This window comes from Bacillus sp. FAU20 (assembly GCF_056033865.1).
Genome location: NZ_JBVYHY010000022.1, coordinates 67046 through 90263, shown reverse-complemented (window position 1 = coordinate 90263; position 23218 = coordinate 67046). Strand labels below are relative to the sequence as shown.

At 36.6% G+C, this 23218-nt stretch carries 20 protein-coding genes and 1 pseudogene; 16 read left to right on the top strand and 5 right to left on the bottom strand.

The window, feature by feature from the left end; all coding sequences use genetic code 11:
• Positions 1-29: 29 nt before the first annotated feature.
• Positions 30-1160: an LCP family protein gene (locus AC0OM3_RS18825; RefSeq protein ID WP_000392790.1), complete on the bottom strand. Its 1131-nt coding sequence runs from the start codon at positions 1158-1160 to the stop codon at positions 30-32.
• Between the two features lie 82 nt (positions 1161-1242).
• Complete coding sequence (locus AC0OM3_RS18820; protein WP_000926663.1) at positions 1243-1878, bottom strand: YigZ family protein; 636 nt, start codon at positions 1876-1878, stop codon at positions 1243-1245.
• 236 nt (positions 1879-2114) lie between these two features.
• Here AC0OM3_RS18820 and AC0OM3_RS18815 point away from each other — a divergent pair, with 236 nt between their 5' ends.
• The 16 genes from AC0OM3_RS18815 to AC0OM3_RS18740 all read left to right on the top strand — a co-directional run bounded on the left by AC0OM3_RS18815 (position 2115) and on the right by AC0OM3_RS18740 (position 20286).
• Positions 2115-2957 (top strand): DegV family protein, encoded by an 843-nt coding sequence (locus AC0OM3_RS18815; protein WP_000684725.1) that lies wholly within the window; start codon positions 2115-2117, stop codon positions 2955-2957.
• A gap of 172 nt (positions 2958-3129) precedes the next feature.
• Positions 3130-3444: a winged helix-turn-helix transcriptional regulator gene (locus tag AC0OM3_RS18810; RefSeq protein WP_000400857.1), complete on the top strand. Its 315-nt coding sequence runs from the start codon at positions 3130-3132 to the stop codon at positions 3442-3444.
• A 148-nt stretch (positions 3445-3592) separates the two neighbouring features.
• Positions 3593-5023, top strand: a complete 1431-nt coding sequence (locus AC0OM3_RS18805; RefSeq protein WP_139032805.1) for a C40 family peptidase — start codon at positions 3593-3595, stop codon at positions 5021-5023.
• Between the two features lie 126 nt (positions 5024-5149).
• A complete protein-coding gene (comFA, locus tag AC0OM3_RS18800) occupies positions 5150-6499 on the top strand; it encodes an ATP-dependent helicase ComFA (RefSeq protein ID WP_061884753.1) in 1350 nt (449 codons plus the stop codon).
• Entirely contained in the window at positions 6499-7203 is a 705-nt protein-coding gene (locus tag AC0OM3_RS18795; RefSeq protein WP_474212649.1) for a phosphoribosyltransferase family protein, read from the top strand. Before comFA ends, AC0OM3_RS18795 begins: the two co-directional genes overlap by 1 nt.
• A 126-nt stretch (positions 7204-7329) precedes the next feature.
• Complete coding sequence (gene cspC, locus AC0OM3_RS18790; protein ID WP_003303412.1) at positions 7330-7527, top strand: cold shock protein CspC; 198 nt, start codon at positions 7330-7332, stop codon at positions 7525-7527.
• A gap of 322 nt (positions 7528-7849) precedes the next feature.
• The gene (gene hpf / locus AC0OM3_RS18785) at positions 7850-8392 is read left to right on the top strand and encodes a ribosome hibernation-promoting factor, HPF/YfiA family (RefSeq protein WP_000671186.1); all 543 of its coding nucleotides are present in this window, start codon (positions 7850-7852) and stop codon (positions 8390-8392) included.
• Between the two features lie 272 nt (positions 8393-8664).
• On the top strand, positions 8665-11172 hold the full coding sequence (gene secA, locus AC0OM3_RS18780) for a preprotein translocase subunit SecA (RefSeq protein WP_000579370.1): 2508 nt from the start codon (positions 8665-8667) through the stop codon (positions 11170-11172).
• Positions 11173-11316: 144 nt separating this feature from the next.
• Positions 11317-12415 (top strand): peptide chain release factor 2 gene (gene prfB / locus AC0OM3_RS18775; protein ID WP_096001716.1). Its coding sequence is split into 2 segments (ribosomal slippage): positions 11317-11388 and positions 11390-12415, totalling 1098 coding nucleotides; the frame shifts between segments, so codons are not numbered across the junction.
• A 440-nt stretch (positions 12416-12855) separates the two neighbouring features.
• Entirely contained in the window at positions 12856-13179 is a 324-nt protein-coding gene (gene cccB, locus AC0OM3_RS18770) for a cytochrome c551 (RefSeq protein WP_000727971.1), read from the top strand.
• 284 nt (positions 13180-13463) lie between these two features.
• On the top strand, positions 13464-14150 hold the full coding sequence (ftsE, locus tag AC0OM3_RS18765; protein WP_000594321.1) for a cell division ATP-binding protein FtsE: 687 nt from the start codon (positions 13464-13466) through the stop codon (positions 14148-14150).
• A complete protein-coding gene (gene ftsX, locus AC0OM3_RS18760) occupies positions 14140-15033 on the top strand; it encodes a permease-like cell division protein FtsX (RefSeq protein WP_000645027.1) in 894 nt (297 codons plus the stop codon). The genes ftsE and ftsX overlap by 11 nt, the downstream gene beginning before the upstream one ends.
• Before the next feature lie 118 nt (positions 15034-15151).
• Complete coding sequence (locus AC0OM3_RS18755) at positions 15152-16588, top strand: S41 family peptidase (RefSeq protein WP_000830313.1); 1437 nt, start codon at positions 15152-15154, stop codon at positions 16586-16588.
• Positions 16589-16697: 109 nt separating this feature from the next.
• The gene (locus tag AC0OM3_RS18750) at positions 16698-17882 is read left to right on the top strand and encodes a PDZ domain-containing protein (protein ID WP_000388611.1); all 1185 of its coding nucleotides are present in this window, start codon (positions 16698-16700) and stop codon (positions 17880-17882) included.
• A 311-nt stretch (positions 17883-18193) separates the two neighbouring features.
• Positions 18194-19909 carry an ABC transporter ATP-binding protein gene (locus tag AC0OM3_RS18745; RefSeq protein ID WP_000944620.1) on the top strand — a complete coding sequence of 572 codons (1716 nt, stop codon included), beginning with the start codon at positions 18194-18196 and terminating at the stop codon, positions 19907-19909.
• A gap of 65 nt (positions 19910-19974) precedes the next feature.
• Positions 19975-20286: a heavy metal-binding domain-containing protein gene (locus AC0OM3_RS18740; protein WP_000637523.1), complete on the top strand. Its 312-nt coding sequence runs from the start codon at positions 19975-19977 to the stop codon at positions 20284-20286.
• A gap of 101 nt (positions 20287-20387) precedes the next feature.
• On the opposite strand, the gene abc-f is transcribed toward AC0OM3_RS18740, so the two are convergent.
• The 3 genes and pseudogenes from abc-f to AC0OM3_RS18725 all read right to left on the bottom strand — a co-directional run bounded on the left by abc-f (position 20388) and on the right by AC0OM3_RS18725 (position 23206).
• Complete coding sequence (gene abc-f, locus AC0OM3_RS18735; RefSeq protein ID WP_000153773.1) at positions 20388-22022, bottom strand: ribosomal protection-like ABC-F family protein; 1635 nt, start codon at positions 22020-22022, stop codon at positions 20388-20390.
• A 265-nt stretch (positions 22023-22287) separates the two neighbouring features.
• Positions 22288-22833 carry a flavodoxin family protein gene (locus AC0OM3_RS18730; protein ID WP_089148674.1) on the bottom strand — a complete coding sequence of 182 codons (546 nt, stop codon included), beginning with the start codon at positions 22831-22833 and terminating at the stop codon, positions 22288-22290.
• A 4-nt stretch (positions 22834-22837) separates the two neighbouring features.
• Positions 22838-23206: pseudogene (locus tag AC0OM3_RS18725) on the bottom strand (MerR family transcriptional regulator).
• Between the last annotated feature and the right edge of the window lie 12 nt (positions 23207-23218).

The window sequence follows — 23218 nt, the reverse complement described above, 5'->3', positions numbered from 1 at the left end:
GGCCCAATCGGATAGATTGGGCCTTTTTGCTACGGCTGATTGCGCATAATCCACTCCGCATGAGCATTTGTAGAAGGTGGCGGATCAGTTGGTGTTTTATTTTGGTTTGTTTCTTTTTTTGTTTGTTCGTTAGAATTTGAACTTGAACTTGAATTTGAATCAGGATTTGAGTTGTTTTTTGTAGTTGGATTTTTTGCTTTTTCTCCTAATTCTTTTTCAATTTCGTTACGCACCGTTTCTATACTGATTGGATCTGGAAGGAAGTAATAAATACCGCCTATTTTTTTGTCTTCACCTTCAAGCTTTAACGTTTGCATTGTAGAAGGATCAAATCCAGAAAGTTTATTGTAAAGAGCAAGTCCGTCTGAAATAGGAATGTCGGTTTTTATATATTTTCCAACGACAGCTGTTAAATCTTTAATTTTAAATACAGTAGAAGTGGAGTTTAGTTTATGAGCAACAGCGGCTAGTAATTGTCTTTGTCTAGCAGCTCGACCATAATCGCCATTTGGATCTTGCTTTCGCATACGTACATAAGCAAGTGCTTCTTCACCGTTTAAGTTTTGCTGTCCTTGCTTAAATTGGATTTTTTTGTAGTAATCGACGTCAGATCGCTCCCAGAAATCGAAGGGTACGTCAACGGTAACGCCGCCAACAGCATCAACGATACCTTTAAAGCCTTGGAAATCAATTTTAAGATAATGGTCTACAGGAACTTTTAGAAAGCCTTCGACAGTTTTGATTGCCATTTCTTCTCCGCCGTAAGCATGGGCAGCGTTAATTTTGTCTTCTTTATTTTTGCCAACAATTTTAACTCGAGAATCACGAGGAATACTCATAAGTGAAATCTTTTGTGTTTTTGGATTGACTGTTGCAAACATTAATGAGTCTGTACGACCATTTTGACCGTCTGTCGCATAATCTTCTATACCCATAATGAGAATTGTAAAAGGTTCCTTTGTAATTTCTACATCTTTATTTCTTAAATCCGATTTTTCACGAGTAAAACCACTATACATCCCCATAAGAGAAGAGTAAGAATTTAACACATAAACTCCTATACTGCCAAATAAAAATGCGAAAATAAGGAAGAAGAAAAGTTTCCTTCTTCGCTTCTTTTTTATTCTGCTATTTTGGAGATGATAATAACGTTCTTCCATATATAATCTCCTTAGTTCGTTAGTTCATTTGTAGGGAAGTAATTCACTACATTAATCTTTGAATGTGATAAATAGGTTATGCTTAGATAACATCTTGTTCTAAGTACAGCATATCTCCTTCTATAATTGTACATTTCCCGTTTGTTAATTCAATCATCCAATCTGTAAATGCTTGTTTGCCGTCTTCTTCTACATACGTATCAAATGTGACATTTTCTAGATAATGTATATCTTTAATGGCATATTTTGAATTACGTAATTCATTTTCCACTTTGCCAAGTAATGTGTAATCAATCTCGGTTTGCATCACACGCATTAGTTTTCGCTGGACAACACCGACATGATTAATGCCCTCGCTTGTACACTTTCCATATGCACGAATTAATCCACCTGCGCCAAGTTTAATGCCACCAAAATAGCGTGTTACGACAACAACGGTATCTTTTAGTCCACGTTTTTTAAGTACCTCTAACATTGGTACGCCAGCTGTACCGCTAGGCTCGCCGTCATCATTTGCTTTTTGAATATGGTCTTGTTCGCCAATTAAATAAGCGGAACAATTATGTGTTGCATTCCAATGTTGTTTTTTTATTTTTTGTATAAATGCTTGAGCCTCTTCCTCAGTCGTTGCTCGGCTAATATAACAAATAAATCTTGATTTTTGAATGACGATTTCGTGTTCGCCGTAGTCTTTGATTGTAAAATATTGTAATAGCACTTGTGTACGCCCCTATCTATCAAAATGACTAGTACTTTCCATTTTAAAAGCGAGCCTTTTTATATTCAAACATTTTTTCTAAATATGCTGAAGTTTTTGGTGAGTATTTTATCTTTTTGTTGTAATTTGTCGAGATGGTAGGTATAATTTCAACCGGCATTTTCATGTATGGATGCACCATTTGTAGTTTTCGTGTAAAATTAGGAAATAAAACTTTTTATAAGGCAGGTACGAAAATGAAAATAGCTATTGTTACTGATAGTACGGCATATATACCGAAGCAAATTCGTGATGAACTCAATATATATATGATTCCATTAAACGTTGTGTTTGGAACAGAATCTTATCAAGAAGAAGCTGAAATTTCAGCAGATGATTTTTATGTGAAAGTACGTGAACAAGAGGAACTTCCAAAAACTTCTCAACCAGCAATCGGAAAGTTTGTTGAGCTATATGAAGAACTAGCTAAAGATTATGATGCAGTTATTAGTATTCACCTATCAAGTGGAATTAGTGGTACATATCAAACATCAACGACAGCTGGACAGATGGTAGAGGGTATTGATGTGTACACGTATGACTCTGAAATTAGTTGTGAAGTACAAGGATTTTATGTGCGTGAAGGTGCAAAGTTAGCAAGTGAAGGAAAGAATCCAAAAGAGATTATCGCTCGTTTTGATGAAATGAAGAAAACAATGGACGCCTATTTTGTAGTTGATGATTTACATCATTTACAGCGTGGTGGTCGATTGAATAGCGCACAAGCTTTCATCGGCAGTCTGTTACAAGTGAAGCCAGTTTTATATTTTAGAGATAAAATCATTATTCCGTTTGAAAAGATTCGTACACGTAAAAAAGCATTAAAACGTATCATTGAAATTTTTGATGAGCAAGCAAGTAAAGGTGTACCTATGGAAGCAGTTATCATTCATGCACAACGTGAAGAAGAAGCGAATGAATGGAAGAAAGAATTAGAAGCAAAATATCCTCACGTCACAATTCGTACAGGTTATTTTGGAGCTGTAATTGGTACGCACTTAGGTGAAGGTGCATTAGGTCTTGGATGGTATACGAAGTAATAAAGATATAAAAAGCTCTCTTTTTAAGAGGGTTTTTTTACGGGTATGTTACGTTTAGTTGACAAGTTAATATTTGGAAATGGTAAAATGTACGTAAAATAAAATAATGAGGAAAGTTTTATAACTTACTTTTTACAAGAAACTATATTATAATGGAAGAGAGGTGAAACATATGGAGCATAATTCTTGTTTATGTCCAAAGTTTGAGTCAGCTTTTACTCTGCTTAGTAAGAAGTGGACTGGCTTAATTATTAAATCTTTGCTTGAAGAGTCGAAACGTTTTAGAGAAATCGCAGATATTATCCCAAATATGAGCGATCGTATGTTGTCAGAGCGTTTGAAGGAATTGGAAAGCGAGGGCATTGTAGTTCGTAATGTCTATCCAGAAGTACCAGTTCGAATCGAGTATGGCTTAACTGACAAGGGAAAAGCGTTAGAAAGTGTTATGGATGAGGTCCAAAATTGGGCTGAGAAATGGATGAAGTAGCATTTCATTTCTATTCGTATATTTAATAAAACGTAAGGGATTCCTTACGTTTTTTCTTTGTTTATAGAAGTAAGAAAAGTATATAAATTTCTACACACACATACAAAAATATACGAATTTTGCACTATAGTCACATATAATATTACATTTGTTTTACAAAAACGTAACATTAGCAAAAAAAATCCCGAATTATGGTATAAATTTTATAGGTTATATACGGAAAAAGAAAAAAGAAAGCGGTGTAAAAAATAAAATGAAAAAGCTAAAAATGACATCTTGCGCATTAGTTGCAGGGTTAATGTTTTCAGGGCTAACACCAAATGTATTTGCAGAAGATAAAATTTCTGACGTGAAATCACAAATTAATACACAAAATGACACTTTACATAAACAACAACAAGAACGTGATGAATTACAAAAACAAATGAATGACTTAAACAAAACAATTCAAGGTTTAGATAAATCTGTTCAAGAGAATGCTGCAAAGCTTGATGAAACAACGAAAAAAGTTTCTGATACTGAGCAATTAATTGAAAAGAAAAATAAAGATATTGCAGAATTACAAACAAAGATTGCAAAACGTGAAGAGCTATTAAGAAAGCGTTTAGTTGCACTTCAAGAACAACCAAATACGAACGTTGTAACAGAAGTTCTTGTAAACTCTAAAAACGTTGCAGATTTAGTTGATCGTTTAACTTCTGTTTCTAAAATTCTTGAGTCTGATGAAGATATCATGAAAACACAACAAGAAGATCAAGCTAGTGTGAAAAAAGATGTTGCAACGGTAAAAGAGAAACAAAAAGAATTAAAAGAAGCACAAGCTCAAATTGAAACTGCTAAGAAAGAACTTGACGCTGAAAAAGAGAAAAAAGCAACAGCGGTAAACGATTTAAGCAGTAAAATGGATACAGTTGTAACTTCAATGACAAGTACGGAAGGTCAATTGAAAGAGCTTGAGAAACAAGCGTTACAATTACAACGCATTGCAGAAGAAGAAGCACAAGCAAAAGCTGCACAAGAAGCTGCTGCTCAAAAACAAGCAGAGCAAGCTGCTAAAGCTGCGCAAGCTCAGCCAGCACAAGCACCTGCAGAGCAAGCTGCACCAGCAAACAATGGTGGACAAGCTCAAAAAGAAGAGCCTAAAAAAGAAGAACCTAAAAAGGAAGAGCCTAAAAAAGAGGCACCTAAAGCAGAAAAGAAAACACCAGAGCAAAACCCAGCACCAACTCCACCGGATACTGGCGTAATTGGTAAAGCTAAGCAATATTTGGGTAAGCCATATGTTTGGGGAAGTGCATCTCCATCAAACGGTGGTTTTGACTGTAGTGGATTCATTTCTTACATTTTTGGTGTAGGTCGTCAAGACGTTAATGGTTACTGGAACTCAGTTTCTAAAGTAAGTAGCCCACAACCAGGAGACTTAGTATTCTTCCAAGGTACTTACAAAGCAGGCCCATCTCACATCGGTATTTACGTTGGTAATGGCCAAATGATCCATGCTAGCGATAAAGGAATTGCGTACGGTGATATTAACAGTTCGTATAACAAAAAACATTTCTTAGGATACGGTCGATTCTAGGATTTATAAAAGAATAAAACATGTGTATAAAGTCGATAGCTTACTATTTTCTAAGTAGGTTATCGGCTTTTTTGAGTTTTTACGAGATGATGAGAAAGGTTTATAGTAGTGCTGGAGGTGGTATGAATGCTTGCTGGAAAACAGTTGCTATTAGAAGAACTCTCTTCAGATTTACGGAAAGAATTAAGTGATTTGAAAAAGAAGGGAGAAGTCGCATGTGTACAAGGCATAACAAAGAAGGCTTCTAAATATATATGTCAGCGCTGCGGAAATATAGAGCAGCGATTATTTGCATCATTTTTATGTAAAAGGTGCAGTAAAAGATGCACGTATTGCCGGAAGTGCATCACGATGGGGAGAGTTAGTGAATGTACTGTACTCGTTCGTGGGATTCAGGAAAGAAAGGAAGAAAGAGAGTTAAATCAGTTGCAGTGGAAAGGGGTTTTGTCTACCGGTCAGGAGTTGGTGGCGCAAGGTGTTATAGAAGCTATTAAGCAGAAAGAATCTTTCTTTATTTGGGCTGTATGCGGTGCTGGAAAAACAGAGATGTTGTTTTACGGAATTAACGAAGCGCTTCAAAAAGGGGAAAGAGTTTGTATCGCAACGCCGAGAACGGATGTTGTTCTAGAATTAGCACCGAGATTGCAAGAAGTATTTCCATATATAAAGGTAGCGGCTTTATATGGAGGGAGTGTGGATAAAGAAAAAGATGCAGTACTAGTGGTTGCGACTACGCATCAGTTATTACGTTATTATAGGGCATTTCATGTCATGGTTGTAGATGAAATAGATGCTTTTCCATATTGTGTAGATCAAATGTTACAGTACGCGGTAAAACAAGCGATGAAAGAAAGAGCGGCGCGTATTTATTTAACTGCGACTCCAGATGAAACGTGGAAGCGAAAACTTAGAAAAGGTAAACAAAAAGGTGTTATTGTTTCTGGACGATATCACCGTCATCCCTTGCCAGTTCCTTTATTTTGTTGGTGCGGGAATTGGAAAAAAAACCTCATTCATAAAAGAATTCCTCGAGTTTTACTACAGTGGTTACAAACATACTTAAATAAAAAATTCCCCATTTTTTTATTTGTCCCCCATGTGCGATATATAGAAGAAATAAGCTTGTTGTTAAAACCATTAAACAATCGAATTGAAGGTGTACATGCAGAAGATCCGGGGAGAAAAGAAAAAATAGCGGCTTTCAGAAAGGGAGAAATCCCATTATTAGTTACAACGACAATTTTAGAGCGAGGCGTAACGGTGAAAAATTTGCAAGTCGCAGTTTTAGGGGCGGAAGAAGAAATATTCTCAGAAAGTGCACTCGTACAAATTGCGGGTCGAGCAGGGCGGAGCTCTGAAGCGCCGTATGGAGAGGTTATTTATTTTCACTATGGTAAGACAGAAGCGATGGTACGCGCGAAAAAACATATTCAAGGTATGAATAAAAATGCGGAAGAACAAGGATTGATTGATTAATGCATTGTTTACTTTGTGATGAGTGTTTTGTAGAAAAGGTTAGTTGGTACAATTTTTTTGTAAAGTGTCATAGAAAATATATATGTGATAGATGTGAACAGAAACTTTCTTATATTATAGGAGAAATTTGCATGGAATGTGGGCGACCTTTAGAATTTGTTTCTACCTCATTTCAAGAAGACGGTATTTGTATAGATTGTATAAGGTGGATGAAAGAGGAGAAGTATCGTTCTTTTAAAAACCGTTCGTTATACATGTATGATGATGGGATGAAAGAAATAGTAGCGCAGTTTAAGTTTCGGGGGGATGCAGAGTTAGTTCGCATTTTTTATCGCCCGTTTCGAAATTTATTTCAAAATTATTTTGCCAATGTTTCAACCGTTATAGCTGTTCCGCTTAGTAAGGAAAGGGAAGTTGAACGTGGTTTTAATCAAGCTGAGTTATTAGCAACTTGTTTGCCTGTCAAAATTTCTTATCCATCATTAAGAAGAAGGGAAACAGAAAAGCAAAGTAAGAAGACACATAAAGAAAGGGTGTCAGGAAGCAATCCTTTTTATTTTCAGGGAGAAGAGATGTTTTCTGGACAACATATTTTACTCGTTGATGACGTGTATACGACAGGAATTACAGTTAGGCAAATCGGAAGTTTGTTATATGAGAGAGGGGCAACGGAAGTATCTAGTTTGACACTTTGTAGAAGTTAATATGGCAGTGTCGAAAGGGATAATAAAAAGGCGATAAGTCTTCTTTGACTTCATATGTTGTCATTCGTTATAGTCAAAATATGGGGCGAATGCCCTGATTTTTAGAGTGAAGGGAATGGAATGAACATGCAAGGAAGAGTGAAATGGTTCAATGCAGAAAAGGGATTTGGGTTTATTGAGCGTGAAGATGGTGACGATGTATTTGTCCATTTTTCTGCTATTCAACAAGATGGGTTTAAGTCATTAGAAGAAGGGCAACAAGTAGAGTTTGACATTGTAGATGGAGCACGTGGACCACAAGCAGCTAATGTTGTGAAACTGTAGGGGATATTGTTTTTGGAAGAGAAAGCTGCGTTTGTGGCAACGTTATATATATGTAGTAGAACCTCTTGTTTTTCGCAAGGGGTTTTTGTTATAGGGTAAGTTGTCAAAAAGTTGTTTCTTTTCTGTAACGAATTGTCCACAGTTATATTCGTTATTCACGATGTTAATAGGATAAAATAAAGATAGAAACGATGCATCTTTTCATTTCAACAAAAAACGATAAAAAAATCGCAATTCCACTAATTTTTTTAAAAAAGTTAGAAGGAGTTTTTAAGCCAATGTCGAAATTATAGTACATAGGCTTGAAAGGAGGAATTCATCTATGAAATTCAACATTCGTGGTGAAAATATTGAAGTAACTCCAGCATTAAAGGAATATGTAGAGAAAAAACTAAGTAAGTTAGAGCGTTATTTTGATACATTCCCAGAGATTAAAGTTAATTTAAAAGTATACTCTGACAAGCAACGTGTCGAGGTAACAATACCATTTACTGATTTATTACTTCGTGCAGAAGAAACTAATAGCGATATGTACGCTGCTATCGATTTAGTAGTTGATAAAATTGAGAGACAAATTCGTAAACATAAAACAAAAGTAAATCGTAAGTTACGTGAGAAAGGTTCTATGAAAACGAACTTTATCCTTCCAGAAGCAGTAGCTGTTTTGGATGAGGTAGAAGAAGATGAATTAGAACTTGTACGTACAAAACGATTCGACTTAAAACCGATGGACGTTGAAGAGGCAATCCTACAAATGGATATGCTAGGACATAATTTCTTCGTCTTCACAAATGCTGATACAAATGAAACTAATGTTGTATATGGCCGTAAAGATGGGAAATACGGTTTAATCGAAACTAAATAATAATTCGAAAGCGCAGCCGAAATGGCTGCGCTTTTTTTGCTGAAAATAGATTTTTAAAAAACTTTTCTTAATTTAGAACGAGACATTCGGCCGATTGTTGTCATAGTTATAAGACAAGTGTTACAATTATCATTAGGTATATACATTTTAGTTTTTTTAATTAGGAGAAAAATTGGCATAACATACATTTGATTGTTATAACGACTGATTGTAATAGAGAAAAAGAAAACAATCGGAAGTTTTATTTTAATAAAAAGAGGAGCGTATTTCCTATGATCGGTATTTTAAAAAAGGTGTTTGATGTAAACCAACGCCAAATTAAACGTATGCAGAAAACAGTTGAGCAAATTGATGCATTAGAGTCATCTATTAAGCCACTAACTGATGAACAATTAAAAGGAAAGACGCTTGAATTTAAAGAACGTCTAACAAAAGGTGAAACAGTAGATGATCTACTACCTGAAGCTTTCGCGGTTGTTCGCGAAGCGGCAACTCGTGTTCTTGGAATGCGTCCATATGGCGTACAGTTAATGGGTGGTATTGCCTTACATGAAGGGAATATTTCTGAGATGAAAACGGGTGAAGGTAAAACGTTAACGTCTACATTACCTGTATATTTAAATGCTTTAACAGGAAAAGGTGTTCACGTTGTTACAGTCAATGAATACTTAGCACAACGTGATGCGAATGAAATGGGACAACTTCATGAGTTCCTAGGCTTAACAGTAGGAATTAACTTAAATAGTATGTCACGCGAAGAGAAACAAGAGGCTTATGCTGCTGATATTACGTATAGCACAAATAATGAGCTTGGATTCGATTACTTACGTGATAACATGGTTTTATATAAAGAGCAGTGCGTTCAACGTCCACTTCACTTTGCTATTATCGATGAAGTCGATTCTATTTTAGTCGATGAAGCACGTACGCCGCTTATTATTTCAGGACAAGCTCAAAAATCAACAGAGCTATACATGTTTGCAAATGCATTTGTTCGTACGTTAGAAAATGAAAAAGATTATTCATTTGATGTGAAAACGAAAAATGTAATGCTAACAGAAGATGGTATTACGAAAGCAGAGAAAGCTTTCCATATTGAAAACTTATTCGATTTAAAACATGTAGCACTTCTTCACCATATTAATCAGGGGCTTCGTGCACACGTTGTTATGCATCGTGATACAGATTATGTTGTACAAGAAGGCGAAATCGTAATTGTAGACCAATTCACTGGTCGTCTTATGAAAGGTCGTCGTTATAGCGAAGGATTACACCAAGCGATTGAAGCAAAAGAAGGTGTAGAAATTCAAAATGAAAGCATGACGCTTGCAACAATTACATTCCAGAACTACTTCCGTATGTATGAAAAATTATCTGGTATGACTGGTACAGCGAAAACAGAGGAAGAGGAATTCCGTAACATTTACAATATGAACGTTATTGTAATTCCGACAAACAAACCGATTATTCGTGATGATCGTGCCGATTTAATCTTTAAATCAATGGAAGGTAAATTCAATGCTGTTGTTGAGGATATTGTAAATCGTCATAAACAAGGGCAACCTGTTCTTGTAGGTACAGTTGCAATTGAAACTTCAGAGCTTATTTCAAAAATGTTAACGCGTAAAGGTGTACGTCATAACATCTTAAATGCGAAAAACCATGCACGTGAAGCTGATATTATTGCGGAAGCAGGTATGAAAGGTGCTGTAACGATTGCAACGAATATGGCTGGTCGTGGTACAGATATTAAGCTTGGAGATGATGTAAAAATCTTCGGTCTAGCAGTTATCGGTACAGAACGACATGAAAGCCGTCGTATTGATAATCAGTTACGTGGTCGTGCCGGTCGTCAAGGGGACCCTGGTGTGACGCAGTTCTACTTATCAATGGAAGATGAATTAATGCGCAGATTTGGTTCAGATAATATGAAAGCAATGATGGACCGCCTTGGTATGGATGATTCACAGCCGATTGAAAGTAAAATGGTTTCTCGTGCGGTAGAATCTGCACAAAAACGTGTTGAAGGAAATAACTATGATGCACGTAAGCAGTTATTACAATACGATGATGTACTTCGTCAGCAACGTGAAGTTATTTATAAGCAACGTCAAGAGGTTATGGAATCGGAAAACTTACGTGGCATTATTGAAGGTATGATGAAATCTACAGTAGAACGTGCTGTTGCGCTTCATACACAAGAGGAAATTGAAGAAGATTGGAACATTAAAGGTCTTGTTGACTACTTAAATACAAACCTTCTTCAAGACGGAGATGTAAAAGAAGAAGAATTACGTCGCCTTGCTCCTGAGGAAATGAGCGAACCGATTATGGCGAAATTAATAGAGCGTTACAATGACAAAGAAAAGCTTATGCCAGAAGAGCAAATGCGTGAGTTTGAGAAAGTTGTTGTATTCCGCGTTGTAGATACGAAATGGACAGAGCATATTGATGCGATGGATCACCTTCGTGAAGGTATTCATTTACGTGCTTACGGTCAAATCGATCCACTTCGTGAGTACCAAATGGAAGGGTTCGCGATGTTCGAGTCAATGGTTGCTTCTATTGAAGAGGAAATTTCTCGTTACATTATGAAAGCTGAAATTGAACAAAACTTAGAACGTCAAGAAGTTGTTCAAGGTGAAGCTGTTCATCCTTCTAGCGATGGCGAAGAAGCAAAGAAAAAGCCAGTTGTAAAAGGTGACCAAGTGGGCCGCAACGATTTATGTAAATGTGGTAGCGGTAAAAAATATAAAAACTGCTGTGGTATCGTTCAGTAATATAGGACGGTAGCTTTGGCTGTTTTGCAAACTTTTATATCAAAAATGTATAATTAAGAAGGATTAAACTCTCTCCGTAATAAGTGGAGAGAGTTTCCCTTGTTTTCATACGAAAGTAACAGCAATTACATAGAGGTGAAGGAAATGGAATTAGTAGAAATTAGACAGGAATTAGAGAAAATGGCTAAGCGATTAGCGGCTTTTAGGGGGTCTCTTTGACCTCCCTACTAAGGAGAAACAAATTGCAGAATTAGAAGAGAAAATGATGGGCGCAGGATTTTGGGATGACCAACAAGGCGCACAAGCTGTAATTAATGAAGCGAATGCGTTAAAAGATATGGTTGGAAAGTTCCGTCAGTTAGATGAGACGTTCGAAAATTTAGAAATCACGCATGAGCTTTTAAAAGAAGAGTATGATGAAGATTTACATGAGGAATTAGAATCAGAAGTAAAAGGCTTAATTCAAGAAATGAATGAGTATGAGCTTCAGTTACTATTAAGTGATCCTTATGATAAAAATAATGCGATTTTAGAATTACATCCAGGTGCAGGTGGAACTGAGTCACAAGACTGGGGTTCTATGTTATTACGTATGTACACACGCTGGGCTGAAAAACGCGGATTCAAAGTAGAAACGGTTGATTATTTACCAGGTGATGAAGCTGGTATTAAGAGTGTAACTTTATTAATTAAAGGTCATAACGCTTACGGTTACTTAAAAGCAGAGAAAGGTGTACATCGTCTTGTACGTATTTCACCATTCGATTCTTCAGGGCGCCGTCATACATCGTTCGTATCTTGTGAAGTTGTACCAGAGTTCAATGATGAAGTTGAAATCGAAGTACGTACAGAAGACTTAAAAATTGATACGTACCGAGCAAGTGGAGCTGGTGGGCAGCACGTAAATACGACAGATTCAGCAGTTCGTATTACACATACACCGACAAATACGGTTGTAACATGTCAGTCGGAGCGTTCTCAAATTAAAAACCGTGAGCATGCGATGAAAATGTTAAAAGCGAAATTATATCAAAAGAAACTAGAAGAGCAACAAGCAGAATTAGATGAAATTCGCGGAGAGCAAAAAGAAATCGGATGGGGTAGCCAAATCCGTTCTTACGTATTCCACCCGTATTCTCTTGTAAAAGACCATCGTACAAATACGGAGGTTGGTAACGTACAAGCTGTTATGGATGGAGAGATTGATCCATTTATTGATGCTTACTTACGTTCTCGCATCTAATAAGCGAAAAAAAGCCAACGAAATTGTTGGCGCATGCTGAGGACAATAGAGGATATAAAGAATTTGATTCTATTTTTATAGATGAAGTAAAGAGGAAGAGAAGTTGGAAACGACAACTTCTCTTTTTGATGGGATTATATGTAGATTACAATGCTGTATATTGTTTTGTAAAAAGTAGAGAATAGTAAAATAGGCGGTAATAGGGTAAAGATTTATATAGAACTTTTCTAATTTTCCTTTTAAAAAGGATACTTTATAGAAGTTTTTTAAGTTGTTCACAGAATTGAAACAACTTATGAAAGCTTTATTTTATCAAGGTTCTCACTGTATTTTTGAGGAATATGAAATACACCTTAGTTTTTCTATATAAAGATAATGCTTATAATGAAAATGAGTGTGTTAGGAATAAAAAAGAATATCAACAATGGGGAGCGATAGAAGTGAAAAAGAAATTGTTGGCTATTGCGCTAGGGACATCGGTTGTTTTTGCTTTAGGAGCATGCGGAAATAAAGAAGAGAGTAAGTCTTCGAAACAGTCTGCAAGCACAGACAGCGCAGAACAAATTTTCCAAAGAAGTTGTGCGGGATGTCACGCAACAGATTTATCAGGGGCAACTGGACCTGATTTAAGAAAAGTAGGCGGTAAGTACGACGCTGCAGATATCGAAGAGATTATTAAAAAAGGCCGTGGTTCAATGTCACCAGGACTTATTCAAGGTGAAGATGCGAAAAAAGTATCTGAATGGTTAGCTGAACATAAATAAAAAGGTGAAATGGGCGAGTTGATAATATAGTCAGCTCGTTTTCCTTTTTTCTGGTATGTAACATAACTGTAACAAAAATGTATCCAAATTGGAAACCGTTTGATGTTACAATGGGGTTTGTAGAATTTTGCTGAAATATATTACATAGAGTGGTATTGCTTATGAGAAAGCATAAGTAAACTACCTTCAACAAGGATGACTAAATGAAAATGAAGGATGTCTTTTATTTTCAGATGTACAGAAAAGTATTTCGAAAAAAATCATTAAGTATTGGGTGATAAATAATGATAAAAATGACGAATGTTTATAAGGAGTACCCGAATGGTATGAAAGCCATTGCTGGTCTTACAGTTAACATTAAACAAGGTGAATTCGTATACGTAGTTGGACCGAGTGGAGCCGGGAAATCTACATTTATTAAAATGATGTATCGTGAAGAGAAACCATCTACAGGATCTATTAATGTAAATGGACTTACTATCGAAACATTGGCAGAAAGAGACGTTCCGTATTTCCGTCGCCAATTAGGCGTAATTTTCCAAGATTTCAAATTGCTACCTAAATTAACGGTATATGAGAATGTTTCGTTTGCTTTAGAAGTAATTGAAGAAGAACCAGATGCAATTCGTGAGCGTGTAACAGAAGTGTTAGGTCTTGTAGGCCTTGAAGATCGTGCAGACGCACTTCCAAGTGAGCTTTCGGGCGGGGAGCAACAACGTGTGGCTATTGCAAGAGCAATTGTAAATAGACCAAAGGTTGTAATTGCCGATGAGCCAACAGGTAACTTAGATATTGAAACAGCTCTTGATATTATGAATATTTTTACTCGCATTAATGAGCGCGGCACAACGATCGTTATGGCGACGCATAATGCAGATATCGTAAATACAATCCGTCATCGTGTAATCGCGATTGAAGGCGGAAAAATTGTTCGAGATGAGATTGAGGGAGGATACGGATATGAAGGCTAAGACCCTTAGTCGACATTTGCGAGAAGGTGTAAAGAATCTATCACGTAACGGATGGATGACATTTGCTTCTGTTAGTGCAGTAACAGTTACATTATTACTTGTAGGTGTCTTTTTAACAGCGATTATGAATATGAACCATTTTGCGACTAAAGTAGAGCAAGATGTAGAGATTCGTGTACACATTGATCCAGCTGCAAAAGAAGCGGATCAAAAGAAATTAGAAGAAGATATGAGTAAGATTGCAAAAGTAGATTCTATTAAATATTCTTCTAAAGAAGAAGAGTTAAAACGTTTAATTAAAAGCTTAGGTGATAGTGGAAAAACGTTTGAGTTATTTGAACAAGATAACCCACTTAAAAACGTATTCGTTGTAAAAGCAAAAGAACCAACCGATACAGCGACAATCGCGAAGAAGGTTGAAAAAATGCAGTTTGTTAGTAATGTTCAGTACGGAAAAGGGCAAGTTGAACGATTATTTGATACTGTAAAAACTGGTCGTAACATTGGGATTGCGTTAATTGCTGGTCTTTTATTCACAGCGATGTTCTTAATCTCTAATACAATTAAAATTACAATTTATGCTCGTAGTACAGAAATTGAAATTATGAAACTTGTTGGTGCAACAAACTGGTTTATTCGTTGGCCATTCTTGCTAGAGGGGTTATTCTTAGGAGTATTAGGATCAATTATTCCAATTGGCCTAATTCTAATTACGTATAATTCGTTGCAAGGTGTGTTTAATGAAAAACTTGGCGGAACAATTTTCGAGCTTCTACCATACAGTCCGTTCGTATTCCAATTAGCTGGTTTACTAGTGTTAATCGGTGCTTTAATCGGTATGTGGGGAAGTGTAATGTCAATTCGTCGCTTCTTAAAAGTATAAAAAGTTGCAAACATAATTCGTACAAGCTTATCATATAGTAGAAATAGGTAAAGGCATCACACACTGTGTGATGCCTTTTGCTACACCACCTGTGTGTTTTGGAAAGGGGAATTCCGCATTGAAACGTAGAGTTGCAATTATTGGAATGGTTGTTGCATTTTTAATTGGTGCTGGCGGAATGTTTGCAGGCATGTCTGTATTTGGGGTTAACCCATCAGAAGTAACGCAAACAATTTCGAGTGGGAATGCTAGCACTGCGCAAGGGAATTTGGCAAAAATTAATGAGGCGTATGCACTAATTGATTCACGTTATGTGGAAGACGTGAAAGATGAAAAGTTAGTTGAAGGTGCAATACAAGGTATGTTGTCTACGCTGAAGGACCCTTATTCCACGTATATGGATAAAGAAACAGCCAAACAGTTTAGTGAATCGCTTGATCCCGAATTAGAGGGGATTGGGGCTGAGGTGAACAAGACGGACGGTAAGCTTATTATCGTATCGCCAATTAAAGGTTCACCAGCAGAAAAGATAGGAATTAAACCGAATGACCAAATTTTATCTGTAGATGGAAACAGTGTGAAAGACTTATCACGTGAAGAAGCAGTATTAAAAATTCGTGGTAAAAAGGGAACGACTGTCGCAATTGAAATTAAACGTGCGGGAGTAACTGATCCGATCGTATTTAAAATTAAGCGTGAAAAGATTCCAATCTTTACAGTATTTAGTTCTGTGAAGCAAGAGAGTGGAAAAGATATCGGTTATATGCAAATCACTTCTTTTGCTGAAAATACAGCGAAAGAATTTAAGGATCAGTTAAAAGAGTTAGAGAAGAAAAATATAAAAGGCTTAGTTATTGACGTGCGTGGTAATCCTGGTGGTTATTTAAATAGTGTAGAAGATATACTAGGAGAAATTATGACGAATAAAAAGCCGATGCTACAAGTAGAGCAGCGAAATGGTGAGAAGAAGAAATTCTCTACAGAACTGAAAGAGAGAAAACCATATCCAATTTCAGTATTAATTGATAATGGAAGTGCTTCTGCTTCAGAGATTTTAGCGGGTGCGCTAAAAGAAGGAGAAGGATACGATTTAATTGGTGAAAAGACATTTGGTAAAGGTACTGTCCAGCAAGCTGTTCCATTTAAAGACGGCAGCAACATTAAATTAACGATGTTTAAATGGTTAACACCGGATGGGAACTGGATTCATAAAAAAGGAATCGCGCCAACAGTAGAAGTGAAGCAACCAAATTATTATCATGCGACACCAATTCAAATTGAAAAAACACTTTCATACAATTCAAATGATGTACAAGTAAAACATGCTCAAGAAATGCTTAAGAGCTTAGGGTATGTACCAGGTCGTGAAGATGGATACTTTAGTAAAGAGACAGAATCGGCTCTGAAAGCATTCCAAAATGCAAATGAGATGGAAGCGACAGGACAGCTTGATAAAAAGACAGCTGAAGCGATTCAAACTAAAATTATCGAAAAAATCCGTTCTGGAGAAAATGATCTACAATTACAGTCAGCATTAAAATTAATGGCAAAATAAGAAGAAATACAGGCAGTTTGCTGCCTGTATTTTTTTGTGTTAAACAAACGTTTGTTTAGTTATGATAATATAAAAAGAAAGAATGATATAAATGGTGGTGAATGAGTTCATGGAGGCGTGGATTTTTGAAATAATGCGGGCAGTTGGACGTTTTTTCTTACACCCTGCTGTCTATATATTTGTAATAAGTAGTATCTTCGTTGGATACTTACGTATGTTAAGAGAACGAAAAGATTTTTCTTTTAAAGTTTATGATATTTGGTTTGAACTGCGAACCTCTCTATTTGCAGGGATTGGATATGGATTAGTAGTGTCTATTGTTACGATTGGGCTTGGACTTGTTGTTTCTAAAGCAAGCTTATGGGCCATTTTAATTTGGACGTTACTATTTGGATTAACGGCTATGTATCGATATTTATCGGCAGCTTATACATTTAGCATTGCGATTGTATGTGTTCTATTATCTTCTAAGCTACCAGTTTCCTTTTTACAGCTTCGAGAAGGTGAAGAGAGTACCATTGTATCCCTTGTTATTTTACTAGGCGTGATGCTTATTGTAGAAGGCTTATTGATTTCTAAAAACGCAGTAGGATATTCGACGCCGAAGATTAGGAAGGGGAAGCGTGGATTAAAGATTGGTTTACACGAATCAAAGCGTTTATGGATCGTTCCTATTTTTATTCTTGTACCGGGTGATGCAGTAACGCAGTTTATTTCATGGTGGCCTATCGTTTCAATAGGGTCAAATACATATTCTCTATTCCTCGTTCCATTTTTAATTGGATTTATGAGAAAGATTAAAAGTTATGAGCCGACGGAAGCTTTATTATTTACAGGAAGACGTGTTTATGGGTTAGCGGGACTTGTGCTCGTTTTAGGAATCGCAAGCTACTGGTGGCACGTACTTGCAATTATCGCGATGGGAGTCGCTATGCTTGGGCGTTTCACAATTTCGATGCAAGAAAAAATTGCCGATGAAACAAGACCAGCATATTTTGCTGCACGCAATGATGGGCTCGTTGTATTAGATACAATTCCAAATACAATTGGAGCAGAGCTGAAATTACTTCCTGGAGAAATTATTACGAAAGTAAATGGAGTCATTCCAAAAAGCGCTGAGGAATTTTATGATGCGCTTCAAACGAAGACGACAGGGGCGTTTTGTAAATTAGAAGTATTAGATACAAATGGTGAGCTTCGTCTTGCACAAACTGCATTATATGCTGGTGGACATCATGAATTAGGTATTGTATTCGTTGAGCAGGAGCACGAGTGGGATTCAGAAGCGATGTAATAGAAGGAATGGTATCACCTTGTGGTGGTACCTTTTTTTTGTTTTTTGGGGGGAGGATAGTTAGTAAATGAAATTTATATCGGCGATTATCCGAATATATCAGTGCAACTTGAAATATATCGGCGATTTTGCAAATATATCAGCGCAACTCGAAATATATCGGCGATTATTCGAATATATTGACTTTCCGGCAAAAAAAGACAACTGTCGGAAAGCTTATTTTCAGTTTCATAGACGGATAACTTGAATAATTATTTGATAATGGTTATCATTTAGTGAGTCTTTTTAATTTTGGAAAATGGAGGTAAGATATGCTGCGTAAATTTTTCTCGTACTATAAACCATATAAAGGTTTATTTATACTCGACTTTTCTTGTGCGGTTGTCGCAGGATTATTAGAACTTGGCTTCCCGCTTATCGTAAATCAATTTATTGATAAGTTATTGCCAGGGCAAAACTGGACGCTTATTTTATGGGCCTGTTTCGGTTTACTCGCAGTTTATATGTTAAATGCAGGCTTACAATATGTCGTTACATATTGGGGACATATGCTTGGTGTTAACATTGAAACAGATATGAGGCAGAAATTATTTGATCATATTCAAAAGCTATCATTTAGATTTTTTGACAATAATAAAACAGGTCATTTAATTTCACGCCTTACAAACGATTTAATGGAAATTGGGGAAATTGCTCACCATGGACCAGAAGATTTATTTATCGCCGTAATGACTTTAGTTGGGGCATTCTCATTTATGATGATGATCAACTGGAAGTTAGCGTTATTAACGTTCTTCGTCATTCCATTCCTATTATGGTTAGCACTTTACTTCAATAAAAAAATGACAGGTACATTTAGACGTTTATTCTCAGACGTTGCTGATTTTAATGCATGCATTGAGAACAATGTTGGGGGAATTCGTGTTGTACAAGCATTCGGAAATGAAAAGTTTGAGAAAGAGCAATTTGCTGTGAACAACGCTCGTTTCCGTACAACGAAATTAATGGCGTATAAAATTATGGCGTTAAATTCATCGATTAGTTATATGCTTATGCGTCTTGTAACGCTTTTCGTCTTAATATGCGGTACATGGTTTGTTTTGCAAGGAGAATTAACGTACGGCGGATTTATCGGATTCGTTCTATTAACGAATATTTTCTTCCGTCCAATTGAAAAAATTAACGCGGTAATCGAAAGCTATCCGAAAGGGATTGCTGGTTTTAAAAGATATGTAGAGCTTCTTGAAACAGAGCCTGACATTGTAGACTCTAAAGATGCAATGGAAGTTAAACATGTACATGGTGATATTCAATATAACAACATTACGTTCGGATATGAAAACAAAGAACCGATTTTAAATGACATTAGTTTGAAAATACATGCAGGTGAAACAGTGGCGTTCGTTGGACCATCAGGAGCTGGGAAAACGACGTTATGTAGCCTATTACCACGTTTTTATGAGCAATCATCTGGATCGATTCAAATTGATGGTATTGATACGAAAGATATGACGTTATCTTCACTTCGTAAGCAAATTGGAATTGTGCAGCAAGACGTGTTCTTATTCTCAGGAACAATTCGTGAAAATATTGCTTACGGAAATTTAAAAGCATCAGAAGCTGAAATTTGGCAGGCAGTAAAACGTGCGCAGTTAGAAGATTTAATTTACTCACAGCCGGACGGTTTAGATACTGTTATCGGTGAGCGCGGCGTGAAACTTTCAGGTGGACAGAAGCAGCGTCTAGCTATTGCTCGTATGTTCTTGAAAAACCCTCCAATTTTAATATTGGATGAAGCAACTTCTGCATTAGATACTGAGACAGAACTTGCAATTCAAAAATCGCTTGCGGAGCTATCTGTTGGTCGTACAACATTAGTTATCGCTCACAGACTTGCAACGATTAAAAATGCAGATCGCATCGTCGTTGTAAATAAAGATGGTATTGCAGAACAAGGTTCACATAATGAATTAATTGAGCAAGGCGGAGGATATAGTAGGTTATACGAAGCTCAGTTTAGTTCGTAAATATAATTTGTACTGAATTAGTGCACCATAAGTAGGTAAAAATCTCATATGGGAGGCTATAAAGTATGATTGTAACAACAACGTCTACAATTCAAGGAAAAGAAATTATTGAGTATATCGATATCGTCAATGGAGAAGCGATTATGGGCGCGAATATTGTTCGTGACCTTTTCGCCTCTGTTCGTGACGTTGTCGGCGGTCGTGCGGGCGCTTATGAAAGTAAATTAAAAGAAGCACGCGACATCGCAATGGAAGAAATGAAAACTTTCGCAAGACAAAAAAATGCGAATGCAATTGTTGGTATAGACGTGGATTACGAAGTAGTTCGCGAAGGAATGCTAATGGTTGCTGTGAGCGGGACTGCTGTCCGTATATAAAAGTAAAAAGCTGTGCTGATGCACGGCTTTTTACTTTATATGTCGAAGTTTCAATATTTCTTGGGAAATGCGGAAGGTCCCGTCGATATATAGGGAAGACATTAGAGTGCTTCTTTACATTTTTGAATTTGAGTTAATAATTTTGCATATTCTTGTTCGAGAGATGTGATGTCATCGTGATGATTTGGAATGGAAATCCGGCCGATGACTTCTGTTAATTTTGTTTGTAATCGTAACAATTCTTGTTCAGTAACATTTACAGAATCTCCGCTGGTTCTTTTTGTGTATTGCTCGTAATTACCGTGGAAGATTCTTGGTTCACTCTCATCTACTTGGAGAATATGGTCTGCAACAGAGCGAATAAAGGCACGGTCATGGCTAATAAAAAGTATAGTGCCAGGATACTCCTGTAACATGGTTTCTAATTCTTCTTGCGTTGCTAAGTCTAAATGGTTTGTCGGTTCATCGAGCAGAAGCATATTATAGTTTCCTAAAAATACTTTTGCGAGTGCAACCTTCATTCGTTCACCCCCGCTTAGAATGTGCACAGGTTTATGAACATCCTCACGGCGGAATAGAAGCCGCGCAAGTATTGTGCGAACGAATGCTTCCGTATAGTTTGTTTCTTCTAGAACATTTTCTAAAATTGTTTTATCTGTTTTTAAAATAGATAATGTTTGTTCAAAGTATCCAATTTTACAACTTTTCGATAACTGCATGCCACGCTCGTTTGTGAGAAGCATGTTGAACAAAGTGGTTTTGCCGCTTCCATTTGCCCCTAAAACGGCAAGCTTTGCACCAGGGGCAATAGTTCCATTCATATTTTTAAATAGTGTGCGGTCGCCTATTTTCTTTGTTGCTTTATTGAATTGTACTGCCACCTTACTATGAATGGGTGTATGGTATTGTACGTCAAATTGAGCTTGAGAAAGATCCTTTGGTTTTTCCTTCTTTTCTAGTTTTTCGAGACGTGTCTCTAATGCTTTCGCTGCTTTGCTAACTTGTTCTTGGCCATGAGCCCCACTTAACCTATAAAGTCTAGATTCAGATGAACTGAACCGTGTTGGGATTTTTGTCATGTTAGAAGCACGTTGTTTTCTTTGTAGAATGGATTGTTCTAAACGATTTTTTTCTTGTATATATTGCTCATATTCTGCTTGTTTTTGTATTCGTTCACGTTCTTTTTGTTTTCGATAGTTTGAATAATTCCCTTTGTACTCTTGAATAATACCGTCTTCAATTTCAATAATTTTGGTACATATATTATCTAGAAATTCACGATCATGCGATATTAAAACAAGTGCCCCTTTATAAGATGAAAGTGCCTTTTCTAATTGCTCTGTACCGACCATATCTAAGTGGCTTGTTGGTTCATCAGCGAATAAAATGCCTGCATTTTGTTCGAGAGCATGAGCAATCTTTAGCCGCATTCGTTCACCGCCGCTCATTGCGTCGGTAACGTTTGAAATACTCCATTTTCCTTTTGCGAGAGAAGAAGCGGTTTCCGGTAGTTCTTCGCTAAGCTGAGGAATGATGGCGATAGAACTATGATGAGTTACTATGCCTCTGTCAGCTTCTATTTCTTTACTTAATATTTGTAATAACGTAGATTTACCAGCTCCGTTGACTCCGACAATTCCTATGCGATCCTGTGCTTGAATTTCCAGTGATGGTAATGTAAAGAGTGTGCGATCACCAAAGCTCTTTTCAATATTACTTGCGAATAAAATAGTCATAAAAAAACCTCCCTAGTTTCACTAGAGAGGATAAACGTCGCCCTTGTATGTAAAAAATCGTACATAAATAAACGATTTTTTACATGATCGTTTCGAAAGAAAGTATCGACAAATGGACAGACTAATCCCCTGCTAGTTTTCATCATTTTTGTTCACTATTTGTGATGGATGAAATAAATAAGAGAATTAGAACTTCATTGGTCAAAGTACCTTCCTTTCATAATATTACTTTTATTGTATGCGCATACAAAAGGGTTTGTCAAACTTATTTCTGTTCGCTATTTTTGAATTTATTATTATACAATTGTGCTTTTGCCAGCGCCTCAGCATCGTTTTTAATTTTATTTAGTCCATTCGCATCCCCAATAACATAACCTTCAAATGAAGAACCAACAAAATCAAAGATATATTGGAATTGAGCAATAAGCGGTAATGCTTTTAGCTTTGGATTGTCCCCGCCAACGATGACAACATACATTTTTTTGCCTTTCATTTTTTCTTTGAAATGAAGAGATGTATCGCGCAAGCTTTGTGACCAGCGATCAACGAAGTTTTTCATATGTCCACTCATTCCGTACCAATATAATGGTGTAGCAAAGATAATTGTGTCGTGCTCTAGCATGCGTTTCGTTAACTGCTCATAGTCATCATTTACAGGTTGGAATCCTTCTGCATCATGACGTTGGTCTGTAATAGGATAGACGGTATGATCACGCAAGTAAATTTGTTCTGTTTCAATGCCCTCTATCATCATATGTGTTAAAGCTTCTGTATTTCCGTTTTGTCTTGAACTGCCATGTATAACAAACATGTAATCATCCCTTTTCTTTTGCTTGTTTTAGGAGTGAAACGTGTTTTTGCAAATTCGTTTGGATGTTGGAAAGCAATGTGATTTGCTTTGTTACTTCATTGAGTTTATCTTCATAAAGCGTAAGGATACTGCTACACGGATTGTCGTACAGGTGCGGTTCAATTGCAAGGCAACGCAGCATCCTTGCCGTCTCTTCTAAATTTAAGCCGATTTGTAAGTACATTTGAATCAGCTCCACTTTTTCGATGGCACTTTCATTAAAATCACGTTAGCCATTTGCGAGGCGCTTAGAAGGGAGTAGTCCCTTTTCTTCGTAATGTCTTATTGATCTTTCGCTAACGCCAGTTTCTTTTGATAATTCTCCAATTCGCAATGTGTTTCACTC

What these genes read in the sequence shown, in the direction of transcription:
- AC0OM3_RS18825 (WP_000392790.1), bottom strand. Translation starts at nt 1,160, where the DNA reads ATGGAAGAACGTTATTATCATCTCCAAAATAGCAGAATAAAAAAGAAG.
- AC0OM3_RS18815 (WP_000684725.1), top strand. Translation starts at nt 2,115, where the DNA reads ATGAAAATAGCTATTGTTACTGATAGTACGGCATATATACCGAAGCAA.
- AC0OM3_RS18810 (WP_000400857.1), top strand. Translation starts at nt 3,130, where the DNA reads ATGGAGCATAATTCTTGTTTATGTCCAAAGTTTGAGTCAGCTTTTACT.
- comFA (WP_061884753.1), top strand. Translation starts at nt 5,150, where the DNA reads ATGCTTGCTGGAAAACAGTTGCTATTAGAAGAACTCTCTTCAGATTTA.
- AC0OM3_RS18795 (WP_474212649.1), top strand. Translation starts at nt 6,499, where the DNA reads ATGCATTGTTTACTTTGTGATGAGTGTTTTGTAGAAAAGGTTAGTTGG.
- cspC (WP_003303412.1), top strand. Translation starts at nt 7,330, where the DNA reads ATGCAAGGAAGAGTGAAATGGTTCAATGCAGAAAAGGGATTTGGGTTT.
- hpf (WP_000671186.1), top strand. Translation starts at nt 7,850, where the DNA reads ATGAAATTCAACATTCGTGGTGAAAATATTGAAGTAACTCCAGCATTA.
- secA (WP_000579370.1), top strand. Translation starts at nt 8,665, where the DNA reads ATGATCGGTATTTTAAAAAAGGTGTTTGATGTAAACCAACGCCAAATT.
- ftsE (WP_000594321.1), top strand. Translation starts at nt 13,464, where the DNA reads ATGATAAAAATGACGAATGTTTATAAGGAGTACCCGAATGGTATGAAA.
- ftsX (WP_000645027.1), top strand. Translation starts at nt 14,140, where the DNA reads ATGAAGGCTAAGACCCTTAGTCGACATTTGCGAGAAGGTGTAAAGAAT.
- AC0OM3_RS18750 (WP_000388611.1), top strand. Translation starts at nt 16,698, where the DNA reads ATGGAGGCGTGGATTTTTGAAATAATGCGGGCAGTTGGACGTTTTTTC.
- AC0OM3_RS18745 (WP_000944620.1), top strand. Translation starts at nt 18,194, where the DNA reads ATGCTGCGTAAATTTTTCTCGTACTATAAACCATATAAAGGTTTATTT.
- AC0OM3_RS18740 (WP_000637523.1), top strand. Translation starts at nt 19,975, where the DNA reads ATGATTGTAACAACAACGTCTACAATTCAAGGAAAAGAAATTATTGAG.
- abc-f (WP_000153773.1), bottom strand. Translation starts at nt 22,022, where the DNA reads ATGACTATTTTATTCGCAAGTAATATTGAAAAGAGCTTTGGTGATCGC.
- AC0OM3_RS18730 (WP_089148674.1), bottom strand. Translation starts at nt 22,833, where the DNA reads ATGTTTGTTATACATGGCAGTTCAAGACAAAACGGAAATACAGAAGCT.